Raw genomic sequence first — 23,151 nt, 5'->3', positions numbered from 1 at the left:
ATAGATAAACTTATTGTATATTATAGGCTTGGAGTATTTTCTGGTACTGATCAGATTGCAGGAATGGGGCTGTTTTACTATTAATCAGCTCAAGGATGGCATCCCGCTTCGGGGTGTTTTGCGGTGACAGTCCAAACCACAATGGATCTTTTTTGATGCAGGCATCTTCTTCGATACCCTGCACATGATGGGTATTCAGATAATATCTGGCCGAATTACGTGTAAACAGAAAGGCAGTTGCCCGTTTTCTTTTAACCAGCGCCACGGACCGCGGTAAATATGAGGTATCATACACCATGGTAATAAGTTCTTTTGGTGTTGTGGCAAAATAGTCTGCCAATATTTCCTGATAGGAATGCTCTTCAAACAAGATTAACGGAATTTCCGCCAACTGTTTTGGCGTTGTGTATGTCCAACTGCTGCCGGCCGCCTTGTAGAAACAGTGCTGCTGTGATGCGATTGGAAGATCTGGATACACAAGGCGCGGTGCTTCTTCTTTTGCTGGCGACAGTAAAATATCCGCATTGCCGTATTCCACACGGGAAATTGCACGCCCCCATGTTGAATATTCGACCTTCAGAGAATAGCCTGAACCGTCAAAAATAGCATTCATAATTTCCACAAGATATCCCGGCTTTTCAGCAGAATCAGGGCAAATCTGCGGACACCAGTCAACGGCAGCAACACGAACCTGCGCGTTCTGTTCCTTCGGCAGACGCATGTTTGTGCCCGGCTGCTCAGCGTTCTCGTGGCTTCCCGCAGCCGGCGCTGTCATTATGAGTGTCGTGATACTGATAGTCGTCAATAATTTGGAAATCATACTACTCAGCCTGAATACGTATCTTTTTACGCCTACCTCTAGGCGAAACTTATCATACTAAAACTGTAATATAAAGTCGTACAATAGCATGTATTATCAAGCGTAAAACTTTAGACAAACGTTGCGTTCAATGTTTATATAGATGTTAATTAATTGGTTACATCTTTCATGCAGGGTACCAACCCTGTATTGATGCGCGCGTTTTAAATTATAGGAGTCCGCAATGAATAACATCTCGCAGTGGGGAAGAGAGGGTGCGAACATGACCGACATTCAGACCCAACTTTCTTCTTCTGAAATTTTGTTTGTCGATAGTCACGTTGAGGACGCGGACATTCTTCTGGCTGACTTGCCGCACGCTATGACCGTGGTGCATTTGCCTGCGGGTCAGGACCCCCTTGCTGCCATGCAGGCAGCACTCAAAGACGGTCAAACCTACGGCAAGATGCATATCCTGTCGCACGGCGCACCGGGCAGTCTTGCACTGTCAGAGGTACGCGTGGACAGCGCCTATCTGAAAGCACATGCAGCGACACTGAAAACCATCTTCAGCAAATGCAGTGAAATTGCCCTGTGGGCCTGCGATGTTGCCAAAGACACAGTGGGCCAGGCATTTACCCAGACGCTGGAACTGCTATCCGGCGCGCATGTTTTTGCAGCCAACCAGCCCGTAGGTGCATCGGCGCAAGGCGGCACATGGAATATCGGTACAGCTGTCCCTTTCTCCGCCCGGTCGCGCGCTGAGTATCCGCATACACTCCTTGGCACATTTGATAGTGAAGGTGGTGGTGTAGCTGGCACGGACTATACAGAAACCGTCAACGGTATCACAATGACTGTTACCTTTACCGATGATACAGCTGCGATCTCGACTGCAGGTACAGGCGGCGGTGGCACAGTCGGAGATATCATCCTAGCGGGTGGCTTTGCTGCCACTTCTGTCACTGTTACCTTCAGTAGTGCTGTTGATATTTTGAGTTTCGTTCATGCCGATACATCTGGTAACGCACCTCTGGGCACACTCTCTTACACAGTCATTGGCGGATCTGGTACCACACTAAATTATACAGGTGTTGATTACACTTTATCCAACGGCTTTTACGGAAAAACTATTACACCGGTCGATTGGACTAATGTCACCTCCTTTACGATAACGACTACACAAGCAAACATGGAACTCGCGCTTGATACATTTGTCTATAACATTCGCCCAACATCGGCGGGGGCACCAACGGATGTAACCGTTTCCGAAGACATTGCCAGTAATATTGACTTATCTGCCATGTCCTTCACCGAGACTGAAGGCGAAGCTATCACGGTTACGCTCTCTGTGGACGCTGGTACCTTCAGCACCCCTGCGGACGGCTCCGGAGTTGGTGCAGGCGTTACTGAAACGCTGGTGAACGCAACCACCATTACCCTGGCAGGTTCTGCAGCAGACGTGACAACCTATCTCGATACCGTAAGTAATATCCAGTACACAGGTGCGTCCAACGTTAACGGGGATAATGCCGCAACGCTGACTGTCACACCAAATGATGGCACCGCTGACGGCGCCGCAAGTACAATCAATATTGATATTACAGCAATAGATGATGCCCCAACCTTAACCGCGACCGGTGACGATCCAACCTTTACCGAAGGTGCTGGTGCGGCAGGATTATTCAGTGCTGCATCCGTCTCAACAGTGGAAGCAGGACAAACACTGACAGACTTCGTTATGACCGTTACCAATGTTTCAGATGGTGCAGACGAGGTTCTAAATGCGGATGGATCTTCCTTTAGCCTGACAAATGGCACAGCCGGCACAACTGCAACAAACAGCCTTAGCTACAGTGTTAGCGTGACCGGAAGCACTGCTACCGTTACTTTCACTGGTGGCACCATGTCAGAGGCTGCCTTCACAACGCTCGTGAACGGTATGACCTACCAAAACAATAGCGAAGCGCCAACAGAGGCAGGTAACCGGGTGTTCACTATCACCAGCCTGACTGATGATGGCGTATCTGGCGGCAACGACCAAAACACAGCATCTCTGACTGTTAGCTCGACCGTATCTGTTGCCGGGTCAAATGACGATCCGGTTGTCACGGCACCGTCGGCACCAACTGTTGCTGAAGACGACACAAATATTGCCATTGCAGACGATGTAAATATTTCTGACCTTGACGGTGACGCACAGACAATCACCCTGACTATCACGGGCGGTACCGTAAGCATCGGCACATCCGGCCTTGCTTTCTCCACCGGGGACGGCACAGACGACGCCAACATGACTTTCAGCGGGTCGCTTACAGACATTAATACCGCCCTGGATGCCATGACCTTCACACCAACAGCAGACCTGAACGGTGTGAACGCTGGCGGCATTCAAATCCAGGCAAATGACGGCAATGGCGGTACTCACAGCGATATCATCCAGTTTGATATCTCTTCCGTTAATGACCTTCCTGTTCTGACTGGTTTGCCCGCCAGCCAAAGTCTCAACACTGGCGTATCAAACAATATTGATATGTCCGCAAGCAATCTGACGGATGTCGATATCGCAGGGGCTGTTACGGTACGTCTGACGGTCGATGCTGGTACCTTTGGTGCCCCGGCTGACGGTGCCGGCGTTGGTGGCGGTGTTACAGAAACACTGGTCAACGCAACAACCATCACACTTGTTGGTGACATTGCGGATATCAACACCTACCTCGACACTGCAAGTAACATTACCTACACACCGCCTGCCGGGTCGGGCACTGTTGCAACACTGACGTTCGAAGCTGATGACGGATTTGGTTACACGAGCGTTGGCACCATGGCATTTGATGTTGCCGTACCACCAAGCAACGACCCAGGAGACCAGCCAACATCCACACTGCCAACCGAAGGCACTACCCCAACCGAGGGTGACGATGTCCTGCAGTTTGGCCGGGAAAACAACCGTATCGTGCTAGGCGATGGGGACGACTTTGTCAACGGCGGTGCTGGTAACGATAAAATCTGGGCAGGTCCAACCGACTTAGGCAATGACACGATCGAAGGCGGCAAAGGCAATGACACAATGGGTGGCGGCGCAGGCGATGACCTTCTCGTTGGCGGTGCAGGGTCCGACAAGCTACTGGGCGGCTCAGGCAATGATCAGTTGTTTGTCTCCTTCAACAACCCTGGTGATGAAAATGGCGACACCAGCCCTAACATCGCATGGGCCGGCACCGGCAATGACACAGTCACTGGCGGGTTCGGCGACGACAAGATCGGCGGCGGTCAAGGTTCAGATGTCCTTTACGGCGGCGCGGGCGATGACCTGATCTTTGGCGGTGCAAGCGACGAAGGCGACACCATCTCTGCTGGTAGCGGCGCTGACGAAGTCTTCTCCGGCAAGGGCGACGATGTCGTCAATGGAGACGACGGAAACGATACTCTCTTCAGCGGCACTGGCAATGACACCGTGGATGGTGGTGACGGTAATGATGTTCTTTGGGGCGGTGCTGGTGATGACCTGCTCACGGGCGGTGCCGGTGCAGATGTCTTCCGCTTTAATGCGAACTCAGGCAATGACATCGTTACTGACTTTAATATTAGTCAAGACGACCTGTATCTGGGCGGCACCTTTGCTAACCTTGCTGCAGTGAAGGCAGCGTCAAGCACGACAACGGTTGGCGGTGACAGCGGCCTGTTGATCGACCTTGGCACAGATACCTCTGTCTTCCTGAAGGGCCTGACGGTCGGTGACCTGGATTCCATGGACATCACGTTCTAAGTAACCCATCCTTTAGAAACACCGAAGCAGCCCCTCAATCCGGGGCTGCTTTTTTATTGCGGGGGTCCTGCCGTCTGGCCCCACTGAGGTATCCAGAGGCATTCAGGTTCCGCACGCCCCTGGCTTACAGCGAATCAAAAATCTCCAAGGCCAAAATATATACTTATTAGTGTACTACATTCCCACCTCTCACCTTATCCGGCAATAGCCTGGCGTTAGCAGAAGACTGCACATACCCTAAACACGCAGGTTACAACCATCAACACTGCTACTAGGAAAGACACTTCATTAAAATTAAACGTAATTACAAACAGTTAAAACGGCAGACAATTGCCATTTTTGCAAAGATACAATTAGTAATGTTCAAAAAATTTCCATTTTAGAATTATATTATTCAATTTTAGAATGCGTAATATTTGCTCTTATGAGCAATCATTTATCTATTGATTCCCGGTATTATTAGCTGGTACTGACCATAAGGTAGCACAACCTTGTCTAGAGTATTTTAGTTAAATTTTTTCACGCGTGCGTGTGATCTACTTTAGGAGTCCATAATGAATAATGTCTCGCAGTGGGGAGCGAAAGGTTCAAACATGACCGACCTTCAGACCCAACTTTCTTCTTCTGAAATTTTGTTTGTCGATAGTCACGTTGAGGACGCGGACATTCTTCTGGCTGACCTGCCACACACTATGACCGTGGTGCATTTACCTGCGGGTCAGGACCCCCTTGCAGCCATGCAGGCTGCTCTTAAAGACGGGCAGACCTACAGCAAGATGCATATCCTGTCGCACGGCGCACCGGGCAGTCTTGCACTGTCAGAGGTACGCGTGGACAGCGCCTATCTGGAAGCACATGCAGCGACACTGAAAACCATCTTCAGCAAATGCAGTGAAATAGCCCTGTGGGCCTGCGATGTTGCCAAAGACACAGTGGGCCAGGCATTTACCCAGACGCTGGAACTGCTATCCGGCGCGCATGTTTTTGCAGCCAGCCAGCCCGTAGGTGCCACGGCGCAAGGCGGCACATGGAATATCGGTACAGCTGTCCCCTTCTCCGCCCAGTCGCGCGCTGACTATCCGCATACGCTTGTTGGCACGTTTGACTTCACAGGCGGCAGCACTGCAGGAACAGACTTCCAGCAAACCGTGAACGGCGTGACTATGACCGTAACCTTCAATGGGGGTACAGCAAGCACAACCACCCATGACGACGGCCTTAGCACAGGCACAGCTGCCATCTCAGCGGCCACAGCGACCTCTGTTACTGTTTCCTTCAGCGCACCGGTTGATATCACCGACTTCATTCACTTCGACAACTCAGGCAACCAGCCGCTTGGCATTATAACCTACAAAGTGACCCCTGGCTTCGGCTCAGGGTTGGACGTTACTTTCACAGCCCCTAACTTTTCGTTGGACGGCTCACAATACGGCGTCGTCGTTTCACCAAGCGACTGGCAGGACGTAACCGAGTTCACTATTTTCGGTGACCAGGGTCCCATCAGCGCAGGCATCGACACGCTGTCTTTTAACGCACCGCCAACACTTCCTACGAAACCTGCTGATGTGCAGGTAACTGAGGATATTACAAGTAACTTTGACCTATCTGGCGTTACCGTAGAGGAAGTTGAAGGCGAACAGGTTACACTGACCCTAAGTATCAGTTCCGGTACCTTCAGCACACCCGCAGACGGCGCAGGCGTCGGCGCAGGTGTTACCGCAACACTGGTGAACGCAACAACCATCACCCTGGTTGGATCTGCTGCAGATATTACCACCTACCTGGATACTACAAGCAACATCCAGTATACGGGCACCGCTAATACTAGCGGTCAGGATGTAGCCACAGTTACTATTACTGCAAATGACGGCACAACAGACGGCACCCCAAGAACGGTCAACATCGATATCACCGATGTAAATGATGCACCTACCTTCTCTGCAACAGGTGACAATCCAGCCTTTACCGAAGGAGCTGGCGCTGCAGGATTATTCAGTGCAGCGTCTGTATCTACGATAGAAGCCGGGCAGAGCGTGGCTGGTTTCACTATGACGGTCACAAATGTTGCCGACGGTGCAGATGAAATTCTAAATGCTGACGGCTCAGCTATTACCCTGACAAACGGTGCAAATGGTTCTACCGCAACAAACAGCCTAAATTACAGTGTTAGTGTCGCCGGCGGCACTGCTACTATTACTTTCTCGGGCGGCACTGTGTCAGAAGCTGACTTCACGACCCTCGTGAACGGTATGACCTACCAAAATGACAGCAATACGCCAACAGAAGTTGGTAACCGGGTGTTCACAATCACCAGCGTGACTGATGATGGTGCAACTGGTGGCAATGACGTAAATACAACGCCTCTGTCTGTTAGCTCGACCGTATCTGTTTCCGGGGCCAACGACGCACCGGTTGTTACGGCACCGTCTGCACCGACCGTTGCAGAAGATGCCACAGCGGTTGCTATAGCAGACGATGTTAGCATCATAGATCTGGACGGTGATGACCAAACAGTAACTATCACAGCAACGGGTGGTACTGTCTCTGTTGACCCAACTGGGCTTATACTGAACTTCACAACGGGGGACGGCACTGATGATGCAAGCATGACATTTAGCGGGTCACTTGCGGACGTCAACGCAGCGCTTGATGCCATGACCTTCACACCAACCGCGAACCTGAACGGTGTTAACGCAGGCGGCATTCAAATTGAAACAAATGACGGCAATGGCGGCATTAATAGTGATACGGTTCAGTTTGATATCACTGATGTTAATGACCTGCCTCTGCTTTCCGGCCTTGTTGCCTCGCAGGCACTTACACCGCGTGCCGAAAATAACATTGATCTATCTGCCAGTAACTTCACCGACGCGGATATTGCGGGCCCACTAACAGTTCGTCTAACGGTTGACGCTGGTACCTTTGGCACCCCGGCTGACGGTGCCGGCGTTGGTGGCGGTGTTACAGAAACTCTGGTAAACGCAACAACCATCACACTTGTTGGTGACATTGCGGATATCAATAGCTACCTCGACAGTGCAAGCAACATTACCTACACGCCCCCAAGTGCATCTGGTGCGGTGACGACGACCCTGACGGTTGAAGCGGACGATGGTTTTGGCTTCACCCCTGCAGGCTCGGTATCACTGGAAACACCTACACCACCAAGCACAGACCCGGGCGACCAGCCAACATCCACACTGCCAACCGAAGGCACCACCCCCACGGATGGCAATGACACACTGCAGCTTGGTAAGGAAAATAACCGTATTGTGCTGGGCGAAGGGGACGACTTTGTCAACGGCGGTGCTGGTAACGATAAAATCTGGGCCGGTCCAAACGACTTAGGCAATGACACGATCGAAGGCGGCAAAGGCAACGACACAATGGGTGGCGGCGCAGGCGATGACCTTCTCGTTGGCGGCGCAGGGTCCGACAAGCTATTGGGCGGTTCAGGCAATGACCAGTTGTTCACCTCCTTCAACAATCCAGGTGATGAAAATGGCGACACAAGCCCTAACACCGCTTGGGCCGGTACCGGCAATGACACAGTCACTGGCGGGTTCGGCAACGACAAGATCGGCGGTGGTCAAGGTTCAGATGTCATCTATGGCGGCGCAGGCGATGACCTGATCTTTGGCGGTGCAAGCGGCGATAGCGATACCATCTCCGCTGGTAGCGGCGCTGACGAAGTCTTCTCTGGCGATGGCGATGATGTAGTCAATGGAGACGACGGAAACGATACCCTCTTCAGCGGTGACGGCAATGACATCGTGGATGGTGGAGCCGGTAACGATGCTCTTTGGGACGGCGCTGGTAATGACACTGTGAATGGTGGAGCCGGCAACGATATGTTTTGGGGCGGTGCTGGGGATGACCTGTACACGGGTGGTGCCGGTGCAGATATCTTCCGCTTTAAGATGAACACAGGACATGACATCGTTACTGACTTTAACATTGGTCAAGACGAGCTATTTCTTGATAGCACCACCCTTGATAGCCTTGCTGAAATAAAGGCTGCATCAAGCACTACGACTATTGGCGGCGACAGCGGCCTGCTGATCGAAATTGGTGCAAATGCCTCCATCTTCCTGAAGGGCCTGACGGTCGGTGACCTGGATTCCATGGACATCGCATTCTAAGTAATCCATCCCGTAGAAACACCGAAGCAGCCCCAATCCGGGGCTGCTTTTTTATTGCACCAAGAAAGAAAACTTGAACCAAACAGACGTCCCCGGCACACTCCCAAGACTGACAATCAGCCCGGAGTCCTGCCAGTATGATCCAGATCGCCTATTATATTTTACTCTTTTTCCTCGGACTGCTGATCCTACTGATTTGCTGGCGCTTGTGGGATGCCGTCTCCTTACGCCGAACATGGAACGCACTTCTATCTTCATCACAAGACAAGACTTGCCGGTTTTCACCTGACATGATTGCTGATCTGCCTGAGCCTGCGCGCAGATATTTTACTTTTGCAATCAAACCGGGGACACGTCTTTCATCCGTTGTAGAATTGACAATGCAGGGGGATTTAGGGCTTGGCACCAAAGATGCTCCCAACTATATGCCCATGACGGCACATCAGCTTCTGGCACCGCCCAGTGGCTTTATCTGGAAACTGCGCACCGGTGGTCCGGTGACAATTTTGTCAGGGTCAGACGGCATGTATAGCCGTGTATCATGGGTGAAGTTCTGGCTTGTGAACTTACTCCCTGTTGTACGCGTAGGCGGTTCCCATGATCATTTGCGCGCCAGTTTTGGCAGGGTCGCTGGTGAAGCTGCTTTCTGGTGCCCGGCCGCCCTACTTCCCGGACCGGGTGTTAGCTGGGCACAGACTGGACCAGACACAGCGCGGGTAACAATCACACACGGTACGCTTTCCCAGGAAGTTGACATCACCGTAGACAAAGACGGACAACCAACGGAAGTTTCCTTTCAACGGTGGACCGATGCAAACAAGGACAAGCGTTTTCGCCTGCAACCATTTGGGGGAATACCGTCCAACTTCCAAAGCTTTGATGGATACCGTATTGCGACATATGTTGAAGGGGGAAACAACTTCGGCACACCAGCGTATTTTCCCTTCTTCAAAGCACATATCCTGACGGCACGATTTCACTAGACCCCGCCTTGTCCCGTGGTATGGTGCCCGTCACATAATCAACTCAATCTCAAACCTTTCTAGGATCTATGCAAAAATTTGAAAGCATAATTTCAGATCGTGGTTCTAAATATGCGGTGTCCGGTGGGCCGTGTCATTCCGCGGATGAGGCAAAAGTGTTCATTAAAACCCTGTGCAAGTCCAAGAAATTTGCCAAGGCAACGCACAATACCTGGGCATTTTTGTCAGAAGATGGCCCTGTCAAAAATGACGACGGCGAGTCTGGTGCCGGCATGGTCATTGTCCGAATGCTGGAACGGGAAGAACTGATGGGCCATATCATCGTTGTCACCCGCTGGTATGGCGGGAAACACTTAGGTGGCGACCGTTTCCGTCACGTTCAGGATGCGGTGCGCTACTATCTGGATAATGCACTCTAAGCAGATATGCCATGTCTGAACCGTCTCAACATAGTCTACCCCCGTCAATAGTGCGCAGATGGCTCTCTCACTCCCACAGGGAAATCCACTTCATCTCGTTTTTATCTCTGTCGATGAAGTAGGTCATATATTGCCGCTTGGTCAGATTATAATCAGCAGGTGTCAGCCCTTCAAACCGGTACTGCGCTGCCTCCAGCTTGCTGGCGCCGACCACCATAAGACAGGCACAGAAAAACATATCAAGGTACGCATACTATCTCCCCTCCGCCAAAAACAGATTATGATGTGACCTGAATTTTCATCATCAGACCTGATCAAGAAATGACCTCCATCTGGCTTTAACCAGACGGAGGTAAGGTGCCTACCTGTGAAGTTCGCTGCAGGTAGGAGTGACAACAGGGAGGTTTCCCTCCCGGCGAGAAACTATTCATCATCGCTAGTGATAGGTGTGCCGTCCGCCCGTTTGAAAGTGCGCACAATATTGCCGGCATCATCCTGGGAAAACTGCAACACAGCACCACCGTTCAGGCGCGGATCATCTTTTAGCTGACCATTAGCATCCATGGATTTGATACTGAGTTGCCTTGAAAGGTCCTTCGAATAGTCAAAAGCGAAATTGGCATCTAGCGACCAATCAGGACGATAGGAACGAAAAGCTATGCGCACACCCTGCTGGTTATAAGAAGTTTCTTCCATGATGGCTCCCCAGGAGAAAGGCATCCGCACACCGTGCCGATCAAATCCCCGCATACCAATTTTATTACCCTTATCGTCGTATAAATGTTCACCCAGATGCACCATAGGGCGGTTGCCTTCTACTGCATTTCCGTCCTTGTCATAGACTTGCCAACGGATAAAATTACCGTTCAGGTCGTAGGTAATCCGGTCAATGCCTGCACCAGAGCTATTATTGGTTGGTGTATGGTCCAGACCATAATTCCGCATGAAGGATAATTTACCGTCCCGGTCGTACTCCAGCTTCACTTCATAAAACTCCAGCACCGGCCGCATTTTTTCCTGCTCGCCAGCCGGGTTGAAACGCTTTTCAAAGATATGGCCATCCTCACTTGGTCGCCATTCATACCGGGTGATATTCCATGCATTGGCACTGGGGGCACCGTCCTTGTCAAAAAACTCCAGGCTGGTGCGATTGCCATCGGCATCAAGCGAATAAACCGCACGCCAGACCTGTCCATGTGCGTGTATTTGCACACCGTCTGTACCGTAATATGTATGGACTTCCTGACCGTCGCTGTACGCAATGCGGACTTCTGGCGCAAACCAGATAAAGGTATCGAAGCCCCCGTGAAGCGGGACGGTCTGATCATCTAACTTGTGGCTGATACGCGTTACACGGCCTTCATCGTCATACGAGAATTCGTAATGGACAGCTTTTTCTGTATCTTTTCCATCCATAGGATAGATACCGCGATAGGGTGCGTAGGGGCTTTCGCGGAACATCATATGGCGGAAATGTTCCTGTTCCGCACTGGCGTTCGTTGACCATATAGCGGCGCTCATTACTACTGACAGCAGGAGTATTTTTGACATTATGTGTCCTCTAATTTTTTTGTTGATCAAGGATATGTTGCATCCATGCCAATGACTGGCTGGCTATATCCGGATTATATTTATCGCCTGGATTACCCGCACGGTGGGTACCCTCAGACATGGCCTGCCGCAGGGCTGCCAGATCCGGGTAACGCATCATCGCATGCTCTGTCCGGGGAAAGACCAGGGCAGTTGCCGTGCCCGGATGCTGCGCGTTCACGATGGCTGCAATGTCATCCTGCCAGCCACTTTCAATTGCCTGGATATCATAACCACCATGCATCATCAGCACATAGGCTGTACTTTGCGCCCAAAGCTGCCGGAAATCATAGGCATTTACCGACCTGAAAAAACTATAGTGCCGGTCAAACACCTGATCCCCGCGAATAGGCAATAAATCAGCTTCCAGTGCCTCCTTGTTCTTCGGGTCAGCAAGAACCTCATTCCAGTCCCTATCTGTCAGTATCCAGTCTGCCAGAAGCGGTTTGATCGTGCGGACATTGTCATCCGCCTGTGCCTGCGACACGCCCCAATATTTTACCGACTGTTTGGCGTAGATTTCTGTCAAATATTCATGCCAGGACTTCACAACCCCGCCGTAGCCCATCGCGCCGGCAATAAGCCCTTTTGAGGCAAGCACAGCAGAATGAAGTACACCTAAAGAATGCCCCAGAACGAAGACCGCATCACCATTCACACCGGGCAGGGTCTTGAAATGCATCAATCCTGCCTGAAAGGCTGCGTTCTCCGTATGAAAATCATACTGATCGCACCGAAGCGGCCCGACACTGTCCCCAATACCGGGTTTCTCCATTTTAAAGACCGTGAAGCCCGCTTTTGCGTATGTCGCCAATACCTGATTGAGGGTCAGATCAGGGACCATGCCGTAATCAATAGAACCGCAGGTATATCCCTGAATATACATAACCGCTGCACCGTCCGGTCGCGGTGTATCCGGTGTATAGACGATAGAACGGATGTGGTTATCCTGCCATTCAAACTGACCGTAAGTAACCGAATAGCCATCCCCTGTCTCAAGCGGACGAACCGCCACAGCCCCGGTCAGGGTTTGTACAGCCCCATCGCGGCGCACTGTCAGGGATAGTGTCTCCCCCGCGCGTACCTGTCCGGTTATCCGCGCGAGCGTTGGATAATCGGGCACCTCCTGACCGTTGACCGTCAACACTGCGTCCCCTTCGAGAACACCCAGAGCTTGTGCCGATCCGGCGGGATGCAGGCTCGCAACGATCACTGGCTGCCCTTGTGCAGGCGATGCTGGTATCACGCCCAGAAAGGCGCTGCGTTGCAGTTCAACATCCTCAGCACCGGCTTGCAGCGTCCAAAGCATTGCTGTCATAACAATTGATAGGAATTTCATCTAACGTCCACCACCCCTTTGTGAAACATGGGATTATCCTTGCACCGCATTCCGCCACAGTTTGATAAGATGGATTGAAATTAACCGCATTAATCGCAGGACCACGGGGGTGGGAAAGCTTCCTCCGGTCTTACCCCTCTATTAGTGCGCTGGATTCCACAGTGGTTTTGCGACGGTTCCATCTGCCTTGTAAGCACGCGCAGATGTCAAATTGGTACCGTCATACGTATATGTAAAACGGGCAACACCCCATGTGCGGTGGTCCGCGGGGGAGCCGTCTGCATCCCGAAATCCCCTCTCTGTAAGACGGCCCGCTGCATCAAAGATAAAATACTCTGTTGCATACCCTAATCCGGGATGAGTGATCACATCCTCCGCCAGATTTAAAAAGCTTCTTTCCGCGGGTCTGCCGTTCTTTCCCATCTGGGTGGCAAGCTTGTGAATTTTGGAATAGCTGCTGGCAACAGGATTGTCATCGGTGTCAAAATACTGGTCCTCTTGGTGGTAAGCACCATCCTGTGTCCAGCGGGAGACTATTCGCGCCACACCTGAGACAGTCCCCGTCAGTTGCCCCGAAGTATCATAATGTTTGCGGTCAACCGCATTACCAAACACATCAAAACTATAGATAACTTGATGCGCCCCCCACCCGGTTGTCTGGGGTGTACCGTCCGCATCAATGAATGTCGCAACTTCCTCAGAGGCATAGCGTGATGGAAGATACCGAATAATTGCAATATCGCTCATACCTCGCTGCGGGTTTCCAGCGGCATTCAGATTCACCCAACCGGTAAACTGCCCATGATGGTCATAATTGATCCGTGTACTGACAATACCGGCTTCATCTGCTGTTACCTTCAGCCCATCTGTACCAAGATTGTCCATCTGCGCCAGCAAGCCTCTGGCATCATAGCTAAACCGGGTAATCATATAGCCAAATCCAGGGCGATTACGCACCAATTCCCCGGCTAGGTTATAGCGGCGTTCAATTACGTCCCCGTCTGTGGCAACATCCCATTCATACTTAGCTATACCGAAATCATTATTTACCGGCTGGCCATCCAACCCGTAAAAATGTGCAGCCTTTCGGACACCCTCCGCGTCCAGATTAAAGCGCACTTCATAAACATCACCGCTTACCAGCGCCCTGTGGCCCCACTCATTATAGAAAGTGCGGATTTCCGTATCATTCTGATAGGTAATTGCGATGCGCGGTGCGCGGACAAACCTGTCACTGTAAGCCCTGAGAGAAGTGCCCTGCTGATAGCGAACTTCTGTGAGCCTGCCTGCACCATCATAGTCCAGCTGGAAATGTTTCATTTCCCCGATAGTCTGTTGGCGTAGCTTCCTGCCACACCGTATATCCGCAAAGGGCGTTTCTCGAAAAGTTACACTGGCACAATATTCTTTGTATGCAGCGCCACTGGCCGCGCCTTCACCATCTGCAATCGCCCCGCCAGACAGTAGAATAATAGCGCTTAATCCCCTTGCCAGTATTGCTTTCACATCCATTTTGTATCCCTTTTATCTTTCATGCCCCGACTGAAAGAACAGGGTAGATAAGAGCCGCTCCCTTCCTGATAAAATAAATGGAGATTTACACACCCTTTCCGGATAGTCTTAATACCAAGCGGGTAAATAACTGCGGGACCGACTATGGCGCTTAGCCTTCTCAGCGTAATATATTTCATAGCATTCAGTCATGCCTTTATGCTTGCAATCGTCTTATGGCGACGCTCTGCAACCCTGCAATCCGGTCGGCTATTATCTGTCATGCTTGCCATCATGGCTTATACCCTGTTCGAAGGTGGTGCCGTCTATTCTGGTTTATACCGCTATGTTCCCCATCTGATGAATTTGATGCCCTATATGGTACTGACACTGGGGCCGGTTTTTTATGCATATGTAAGAAGAATGACCGGTGACCCCCCATTCCGCCTTGTCGACTGGGCGCTGCACCTGGTCCCGTTTGTTGGTATGTGGTTTTATGTGAACTCTGATTTCATACTTCTGTCGGGCGCAGAGAAAGTGGCGCTGTATGACCGATCCGCATCATCGGCCGGTGGCATCGTCGTTCTTCCAACAGCAATTGTGATCAGGCTGCTTGCCATTAAGGTCATTCTGGCCGGGTACCTGTATGCAAGCTGGAAGAAACTTAATCTATTTGCCCATAGCGCGGAGAATTTGCGGTCGGACAATAGCGGAGACATTATCAAACAACTCAGATTGTTGGCTATTTCCTTTATCCTTCTGGAGGCTTTGTGGGTGGGTCTGTTTCTTGCACAGCAATATGCAGGGATAGGCACACTCAGTCTGGTCAGCCAAGGCTGGTTATTATTCATCGCAGTTATTGTGTTGGCCATGGGGTTTGCAGGTCTGCAGAACCCTCAGATTGTCTTCACCCAGGAAGAAAGACTGCTGACAGAGGCTGGCCAAACCAATGCAAAGGCCACGTCGGGGGCGCAAGAGACTGACGAAAAAGTCAAATATCTCTATTCAGCCCTACCGGAAAGCACGACCCATGAAATCGCCCGCATGATTGAAAAAAGTCTGGAAGAAGACCAGCTCTATCTGGATGACAAACTATCCCTGACCGACCTGTCCAAAAAGCTGGATATGAAATCACACACGCTGTCGCAGGTCATCAATCAGGGGCTGGAGACCAATTTCTATAAATTGATTAACAGCTACCGCGTGCAGCATGCTGTCGGGCTACTTGACGATCCAAAGCTACACTGGCCCATCGAACGCATCGCTCTGGAATCAGGCTTCAGCAACCGTGTCACCTTCAACAAAGCCTTCAAGGAACAGATGAACTGCACGGCTTCAGAATATAAGAAAAAAGCACGGAACAAAGCGGTTTCCTGATCTATAGCCCCCTCTGCCCCCCTACAGTCGCTTGCCTGCGTCCAACCGTGCAAGAAAGGCACGGGCCGTTGACGTATAGGCATTCCTGGTATCTTCTTTCATCCTGTCCCACGTTGTGTAAACCCTGCTGACCCTGGGATTTTTCGCAAATCTGGATCTGTGTCTGATCATAAAATCCCAGTAAAGGCTGTTAAACGGGCAGCTGTCATCGCCGGTCTTGGCCGATACCGAATACCGGCATGATTTGCAATAATCTGACATTTTATTGATATAATTACCGCTGGCGGCATATGGTTTTGACCCCAACAGACCGCCATCGGCAAACTGGCTCATCCCAATTGTATTGGGCATTTCCACCCACTCATATGCATCTGCATAAACCGCCAGATACCATTCGTGCAATTCACCGGGGTCAACCCCGGCAATCAATGCAAAATTGCCTGTTACCATCAAGCGCTGAATATGGTGGGCGTACGCGCCCTCCATGGTTTGCGTAACTGCCGCCCGCACACAGTGCATGTCCGTGTCGGCAGACCAGTAAAAGTCCGGCAAGGCTCTGGCAGCTTCCAGATAATTGCTACTGGCATAGTCGGGCATTTTCAAAAAATAAATACCGCGCACATACTCCCGCCATCCGATGATTTGACGAATAAATCCTTCTGCACTATTCAGCGGCACCCGACCTTCCCGGTACGCTCTGTCCACCTGCCAGCACACACTGAGTGGATCAAGAAGGCCGATATTAATATAATGCGACAATACCGAATGGTATAAAAAGCGATGTCCCGAAAGCATGGCATCCTGATAGGCACCAAAATCCGCTAATGCATGGGTAATGAAATAGTCTGCGGCCTTTTCCGCCTGCGCCCGTGTGACAGCAAACCAGAAAGGTGTCAACTGACCCGGATAATCCGCAAATGTTTCCGCAACCAACGATATCACATCCTCTGTTATCTGGTCCGGGGTGTGGCTGGGCGGAGACGGTAGAAACAAATCATTCTTCGCCGGTTTACGGTTTTCACTGTCAAAATTCCACTGCCCACCTATTGGCTGGCCATCATCCATCAATAAACCGGTTTTGCGCCGCATTTCACGATAGAAATATTCCATGCGCAGGCTTTTTCTACCCTCTGCCCAATCTTTAAACTCTTCCTCTGAGCAGAGGAACCGTGTGTCTGGACGGATTTCCAGCGGCACTGGAATATCTGTAGCCAATTTGGAGAATGCCTGCCGCAGTCTCCACTCCCCCGCTTCGGTCATGACAACGTCGCTGTAATGCCCTGCTGCAGTGTGACGACGAACCTCCCCAGGCAGTGACTGAGTATTGTGATCATCCGTCAGGGGCACATACAAAACCTTGAAACCAAGGGCCCGCAGTTCCCCGGCAAAATGCCGCATGGCCGACAACACAAATGCCAGCTTCTTTTTGTGGTGACGAACATATGTTGCTTCATCCTGCACTTCCGCCATCAACACGTGGTCTCGCTCTGGGTCGGCTCCCTTAAGTGCAGAAATGTCCGGGGTTAACTGGTCCCCAAGGATCAGGATTAATCTGGGCAGCATACTCGGCACGGCACTTCCTTTATCTGACATGATAAAAAGTATACGCACAGAGCAGCGCCGCAGATTTAACTACCCCCAAACCCACGGGACAAATTTTGGCACTGAAACGTTTTAGCGCCCCAGCGGCAAAATCGCATCTGAGGGATGCAAAATCAGTACAGATATTTTCCAGCCCGCGTCCGTTTTCACCGCAACAAAAGTTGCCGAAGCCGTATTAAAAACGGTTCCGTCTGCCAGATACCGTGCCGCAACATTGCTGGCAATTGCGGTCGTATCATTCAGCATTTGCAGCCCCTGATGTGACCACGCAAACCGTTTGACGCCCTGGTCTTTCAGTTGCCCCAGAAAGCGCCCTAAAAGCGATGCCATACCGTCCCGCGACAGTTGGGATACAGTCTTACCAATAACTGTTACGGTATCGTTATAATTCTGTGACGCACGCACGGGATCATAGGCATTATAGGCATCCAGATACTGTGCGAAGAAAGCACTGGCATCATCGTCACCCACACTGCTGTCTTGGGGACTGTTGCCCCCCGGCGGGCTTTTATCAGTGCCTTCTTTTGTCTCAACCCTTGCTGCCATATAGACATACTCGGCCATATGCTTTGCGTTAAAGGTTGCTGAACGCTGTCGTATGTCCAGGTTATTTTCCAGAAACAGTTCCTGTTGGGCATCATTGTCATAATAAAAAACTTCGAACAACTCGGGCGCAGGCATACCTGCGGCCCAATCAACGCGTATCGCAGCTTTGTAGGTAAAGGCATGCGGGCGCTCAAGCGCCGTATCCATAAAGTCAGTGTGATCGGCCCAAAACTCATCATCCTTCCCGCCCTTCAGACGGCTGATTTTCAGCACATATTTTCGACTGTTGCTAGTGTCTACATCCGGTGTATCTTTTTGATACCGGTGATAGGTACCCGCAACTGCAAGCGCCCCGTCGCTCTTCAGATCTTTCTGAAACTGCGCCCAGGATGCGTGTCGCGCAGCAGCCGGACGCCTCGCACACTCAAAAAAGCTAAACCGGTCCAGCCCCTGAATGGACATCGCTCCTCGAGCACCTTCAATCCTGCCCTGTCGCCGTATCTGGCATTGCTCCTCCTCCTGCATGCGCTTCATTACATCCGCTTCTGCCCTCCAAGTAGGGCTATGCAGCACAAAAAGTCCCATCACGTCTTCTTTGGCACCTGAGACCCCTGTGGTATCTGCCACGTCTGCAGCGTTTACGGCCTGCAGTCCCCCAAGGGATGCGGTCACGAAGGATAGTCCCGTCATGCACGCCAGCGCTGTTCTGCGTGCTGCCATCATTAATAGTCCTCGCATATAATGTGCTCCTTCTCCGATTAGAGCCGAAGCATACATACCCACCTGCCAGCATGGGCGGATTGATTTTTCCGTAAAATGGTGCAATTTTGCACCAATGAAAGCATGGGATGATTATCAATTTATTCTGTCACTTGCGCGGACGGGCACGTTGCGAGGCGCGGCAAAGCTTATGGGCGTGAACCATTCAACGGTTTCCAGGCGGATCCAGGCACTGAATGATGCCTATAACCATAATGTATTTGAGCAAGTTGCCGGAGGATATCAAGCCACTCAAACTGGTGAGATTTTAGTCAAGGCCGCTGAGAAGATGGAGGCACTGGCGGAGGAAACAAACCATCTGATCAGCACGCAGGACATGCACCACCAAGGGGGTATAGATGTCTCCTTGCCAGAAGCGTATGCAGACTATTTACTGGCCGATGATATTAGTGCGTTTTGCAGAACATACCCCGACATTAAGTTGCGGATTGACAGCTCCTTTACTCTGGTCGATCTGGACAAGTCAGAAGCAGACGTTGTCATACGCGGCAGTGACACCCCACCGGACCATCTGGTTGGACGCCGTCTGTTTCCTTACGCAATTGGCTTTTATAGCACTGACGCATACCTGCGCACCGCGCCGGAAGAGGACCGGTGTTGGGTTGGTGGCATGGACGAAAAATGGCATAGAGAACTTCTGGCACTATCCCCCTACCCCAACCATCCTTTGCAACTGCAACTAAAGGACATCACCGCCCGGCACCGCATTGTTGCACGTGGTTTTGGCATGTATGTGGGGCCCTGCTTTCTTGGCGACACGGACCCTACCGTTCGTCGCCTGCCGGGCACAAAACCCCTGTTGCAGCAGGACTTATGGATTTTAACGCACCCTGACTTGCGCACCAGCCCCCGCATCAAAACTCTGATCAGTTTCCTGACAAAGGCCCTCCTTGAGAAAAAAGATATAATCCAGGGCACTAACACTCCCGCCGCAGTTCCTAACGACAATAGTGTTCCGCTCTGAATATGGACACCAAAGAGGATCATGGCTTTTGACAAATGAAGTTTCAGGTCGGCCCACTAAAACCATGGTTTAATTTCATCAGCAACTATTTGACAAGTGCCAATTGTCTATACAGTATTCCAGCGTGTAAAAATCCTTTGCGTCTGTCCACAGGGAGGGGCACGGCGTCTTAATCGGAATCTATTGCGCTATAGAAATGGCCCGCGGGCTAATAAACAAAAGGCAAAAAAATGGACAGAAGGCAATTTATCAAACTAACTGGTGTGGGGCTTGGGGGCCTTATGCTACCCGTGATTGGGAATGCAGTATCCGCAGAAGCTCTGCTAGAGCCAGCAGCAGATGTCGCGATGAAAAAGCGGATGACCAATGTCGCCCTGAACGCGGCAACGTCAAAGGGGGCAACCTATGCTGACGTACGTATCGGACGGTATCTGAACCAATTCATCACCGCTCAGGAAAAACGTGTCGATAACGTAGTGAATACAGAATCCTACGGCATTGGTGTTCGTGTGATAGCGGACGGCACATGGGGTTTTGCCTCTACATCCGACATGACGGATGACGGCATTGCAAAGGCAGCCGAAACAGCCGTTGCGGTGGCAAAGGCAAATGCCAAGTTTCAGACAGATCCCGTGCAGCTAGCCCCTGTCGAAAGCTACGGCGATGTTGAATGGAAAACACCAATCAAGAAAAATGCCTTCGAGGTTCCAATTAAGGAAAAGGTCGACTTGCTTCTGGAAGCAAACAATGCAGCCCTTTCAAACGGTGCGAACTTCATCACCAGCGTATTGTTCCTGGTGAACGAGCAGAAATATTTCGGATCGACTGAGGGCACATACACAGATCAGGATGTGCACCGCCTCTGGTGTCCATTCTTTGCCACAGCTGTGGGTGAAAGCGGCTTCAAACAGCGCCAAGGCCTTGGAAACCCAGTTGGAATGGGTTTTGAATATCTGGATGGTCGCGAAGAAGACAAAATCCGCGTGCAGGGTGCCAACATCGGGTACGGCAAGTCATATGACCTTGTCGAAGATGCGACCGAGGCAGCCAAACAGCTTCAGGTAAAACTGAAGGCCAAATCGGTAGAGCCTGGCAAATATGATCTGGTTCTCGACCCGCACCACCTGATGCTGACAATCCATGAAAGCGTAGGACACCCGCTGGAACTTGACCGTGTTCTTGGCTATGAAGCCAACTATGCGGGCACCAGCTTTGCAACGCTCGACAAATGGAAAAGCGGCACGTTTGAATATGGGTCTGACAAAGTCAATCTGTTTGCGGACAAGACCCAGGTTGGCTCCCTTGGCTATGTTGGCTGGGACGATGAAGGCGTGAAGACCAAGGAATGGGACCTTGTAAAAGACGGTATCCTTGTAAACTATCAGGCGATCCGCGATCAGGCCCATATCATTGACGAAAAAGAATCGCATGGCTGCTGTTATTCCCAAAGCTGGCGTGATGTGCAGTTCCAGCGGATGGCAAACGTCTCCCTGCGTCCTGGCGAAGAAGACAAAAGCGCAGAAGATGTGATCGCAGGCGTTGAAAACGGTATCTATATCGTTGGCCGCGGATCTTTCTCGATTGATCAGCAGCGCTATAACTTCCAGTTTGGTGGTCAGCTTTTCTATGAAATCAAGGACGGCAAGATCGTTGATCAGATCGAAGATGTTGCTTACCAGTCCAATACACAGGAATTCTGGAACAGTTGTACCGATCTGGCTGGCAAGTCTGACTACAGAATTGGTGGATCATTCTTTGATGGTAAGGGGCAGCCGCCCCAGGTAAGCGCCGTTTCACACGGTTGCCCTACCACCCGCTTTAACAATGTAAACGTGATCAGCACGGCCCGTAAGGTCTAGTTGGCGTTTGGCAAATCAAGGAATTATACATCATGGCTATTATGACAAGAGAAGAAGCTAAAGCGCTATTGACCAAGGTCCTGTCCTATTCAAAGGCAGAAGCGTGCGAATGTAATCTGGACGGTGAAGTAAACGGCAATATTCGGTATGCCCGTAACACCGTTAGCACATCTGGTGAACTAAACGACGTGAACCTGACCGTTCAGTCATCATTCGGCAAAAAGCAGGGAACCGCATCGACAAACGAGTTCACTGACGCAGCGATTGAGAAAGTGGTTCGCGCATCAGAAGAGCTGGCAAGACTGGCGCCTGATAATCCGGAATTCATGCCAATTCTGGGCCCGCAGGAATATGAAAAAGTGAACACACATTTTCAGTCCACTGTTGATGTGGACCCATCCTGGCGCGCAGAAGCAGCAGATGCCAGCATCGCAGCTTCCAAAGCTAACAATCTGGTATCCTCCGGCTACCTGAATGACAGTGAAACATTTGCTGCTGTCATGAACTCCAAAGGGCTTTTTGCCTACAACAAGATGACCAACGTTAGCTTCACTGCAACAATCCGAACTGCGGATGGCAAGGGGTCTGGCTGGGTTTCCCGCGACTTTAACGACGCGAAGAAAATGGACACAAAGGAAGCGTCCGCAATCGCAATCCAGAAGTCCATGGACAGTGTTGACGGCAAGGCGATGGAGCCAGGTCGCTACACTGTGATCATGGAACCTGCAGCCACGGTGCAGTTGTTGCAAAATATGTTCAGCGCAATGAATCAAAGAACAGCGGATGAAGGCCGTAGTTTCCTGTCTGGCAAATCAAAGGAAGAAGGCGCGCCCAAAAACCGTCTTGGTGAAAAAATGTTCGACGAACGCGTCACCATTTACACCGATCCGCAAAGCCCGGATGCGCCAACACATCCTTTTTCAGGGGACGGCGCAGCCTTTCGCAGAACCGACTGGATCAAAGATGGTGTTGTCACCACCATGCCAAACTCCCGCTACTGGGCAGAGAAAACCGGCATGCCCTATGTTCCGACGCCCTACACTGGCGGTGGTCTGTTCGCAGGGCAAACCCCGATCAATATGGACGGCGGTGACGAAAGTCTCGAGGATATGATCAAGAACACCCGGCGCGGTGTTCTGGTGACACGCCTGTGGTATATCCGTCAGCTTGATCCGCAAAGCCTGATGTACACGGGGCTGACCAGGGACGGGACATTCTACATTGAAAACGGAGAGATCAAATATCCGATCAAAAACTTCCGCTTCAATGAAAGCCCGATCGTCATGCTGAATAACATCGAAGCACTGGGCAAGCCCCAGCGCATCAATGGCTGCATGATTCCTCCGATGAAACTGCGGGACTTTAACTTCAGCTCCCTTTCTGACGCGGTGTAATTTCATCAGGGAAAGCCTAATGAAGGATTGGGGAGCAACTCCAGCCCCCAATCCCTTTTCCTATACAGGAGCAGACGTTGGACCGTCGTCATTTTCT

General features: G+C 51.1%; 15 protein-coding genes. 8 read left to right on the top strand and 7 right to left on the bottom strand.

Annotation, left to right across the window (positions count from 1 at the left end):
* Positions 1-10 precede the first annotated feature (10 nt).
* The gene (locus IE181_RS06185; RefSeq protein ID WP_191250904.1) at positions 11-820 is read right to left on the bottom strand and encodes a substrate-binding periplasmic protein; all 810 of its coding nucleotides are present in this window, start codon (positions 818-820) and stop codon (positions 11-13) included.
* 223 nt (positions 821-1,043) lie between these two features.
* On the opposite strand from IE181_RS06185, the gene IE181_RS06180 reads away from it, so the two are divergent.
* The 4 genes from IE181_RS06180 (at position 1,044) to IE181_RS06165 (ending at position 10,112) form a co-directional block, all read left to right on the top strand.
* On the top strand, positions 1,044-4,568 hold the full coding sequence (locus IE181_RS06180) for a DUF4347 domain-containing protein (protein WP_191250902.1): 3,525 nt from the start codon (positions 1,044-1,046) through the stop codon (positions 4,566-4,568).
* 554 nt (positions 4,569-5,122) lie between these two features.
* Positions 5,123-8,710, top strand: a complete 3,588-nt coding sequence (locus IE181_RS06175; RefSeq protein WP_191250900.1) for a DUF4347 domain-containing protein — start codon at positions 5,123-5,125, stop codon at positions 8,708-8,710.
* A 137-nt stretch (positions 8,711-8,847) separates the two neighbouring features.
* Complete coding sequence (locus tag IE181_RS06170) at positions 8,848-9,693, top strand: DUF6544 family protein (RefSeq protein WP_191250899.1); 846 nt, start codon at positions 8,848-8,850, stop codon at positions 9,691-9,693.
* Positions 9,694-9,761: 68 nt separating this feature from the next.
* Entirely contained in the window at positions 9,762-10,112 is a 351-nt protein-coding gene (locus IE181_RS06165) for a YigZ family protein (RefSeq protein ID WP_191250897.1), read from the top strand.
* A gap of 67 nt (positions 10,113-10,179) precedes the next feature.
* Here the strand turns inward: IE181_RS06165 and IE181_RS06160 are convergent, their stop codons facing one another.
* The 4 genes from IE181_RS06160 to IE181_RS06145 all read right to left on the bottom strand — a co-directional run bounded on the left by IE181_RS06160 (position 10,180) and on the right by IE181_RS06145 (position 14,553).
* Positions 10,180-10,350, bottom strand: a complete 171-nt coding sequence (locus IE181_RS06160; protein WP_191250895.1) for a hypothetical protein — start codon at positions 10,348-10,350, stop codon at positions 10,180-10,182.
* A 185-nt stretch (positions 10,351-10,535) separates the two neighbouring features.
* Positions 10,536-11,663 carry a hypothetical protein gene (locus IE181_RS06155; RefSeq protein ID WP_191250893.1) on the bottom strand — a complete coding sequence of 376 codons (1,128 nt, stop codon included), beginning with the start codon at positions 11,661-11,663 and terminating at the stop codon, positions 10,536-10,538.
* A 10-nt stretch (positions 11,664-11,673) separates the two neighbouring features.
* Positions 11,674-13,041, bottom strand: coding sequence for a PDZ domain-containing protein (locus IE181_RS06150; protein WP_191250891.1), 1,368 nt, complete (start codon positions 13,039-13,041; stop codon positions 11,674-11,676).
* Positions 13,042-13,182: 141 nt separating this feature from the next.
* The gene (locus IE181_RS06145; protein ID WP_191250889.1) at positions 13,183-14,553 is read right to left on the bottom strand and encodes a hypothetical protein; all 1,371 of its coding nucleotides are present in this window, start codon (positions 14,551-14,553) and stop codon (positions 13,183-13,185) included.
* A 144-nt stretch (positions 14,554-14,697) separates the two neighbouring features.
* Between IE181_RS06145 and IE181_RS06140 the strand changes: the two genes are divergently transcribed.
* Positions 14,698-15,909 (top strand): helix-turn-helix domain-containing protein, encoded by a 1,212-nt coding sequence (locus tag IE181_RS06140; RefSeq protein WP_191250887.1) that lies wholly within the window; start codon positions 14,698-14,700, stop codon positions 15,907-15,909.
* A gap of 21 nt (positions 15,910-15,930) precedes the next feature.
* On the opposite strand, the gene IE181_RS06135 is transcribed toward IE181_RS06140, so the two are convergent.
* Entirely contained in the window at positions 15,931-17,472 is a 1,542-nt protein-coding gene (locus IE181_RS06135) for a cryptochrome/photolyase family protein (protein ID WP_229819237.1), read from the bottom strand.
* 111 nt (positions 17,473-17,583) lie between these two features.
* On the bottom strand, positions 17,584-18,795 hold the full coding sequence (locus tag IE181_RS06130; RefSeq protein WP_191250885.1) for a DUF6841 family protein: 1,212 nt from the start codon (positions 18,793-18,795) through the stop codon (positions 17,584-17,586).
* A gap of 97 nt (positions 18,796-18,892) precedes the next feature.
* Between IE181_RS06130 and IE181_RS06125 the strand changes: the two genes are divergently transcribed.
* The 3 genes from IE181_RS06125 to IE181_RS06115 all read left to right on the top strand — a co-directional run bounded on the left by IE181_RS06125 (position 18,893) and on the right by IE181_RS06115 (position 23,054).
* Positions 18,893-19,801 (top strand): LysR family transcriptional regulator, encoded by a 909-nt coding sequence (locus tag IE181_RS06125; protein ID WP_191250883.1) that lies wholly within the window; start codon positions 18,893-18,895, stop codon positions 19,799-19,801.
* A gap of 230 nt (positions 19,802-20,031) precedes the next feature.
* Positions 20,032-21,660: a TldD/PmbA family protein gene (locus IE181_RS06120; protein WP_191250881.1), complete on the top strand. Its 1,629-nt coding sequence runs from the start codon at positions 20,032-20,034 to the stop codon at positions 21,658-21,660.
* A 32-nt stretch (positions 21,661-21,692) separates the two neighbouring features.
* Positions 21,693-23,054 (top strand): TldD/PmbA family protein, encoded by a 1,362-nt coding sequence (locus IE181_RS06115; RefSeq protein ID WP_191250880.1) that lies wholly within the window; start codon positions 21,693-21,695, stop codon positions 23,052-23,054.
* Positions 23,055-23,151 lie beyond the last annotated feature (97 nt).

Origin of the sequence: Kordiimonas sediminis (assembly GCF_014656395.1) — a bacterium.
In the GTDB taxonomy this organism is placed as follows: Bacteria; Pseudomonadota; Alphaproteobacteria; order Sphingomonadales; family Kordiimonadaceae; genus Kordiimonas_A; species Kordiimonas_A sediminis.
Note: the sequence above shows the minus strand (reverse complement) of the source record. Positions and strands in the feature narration are given on the sequence as shown.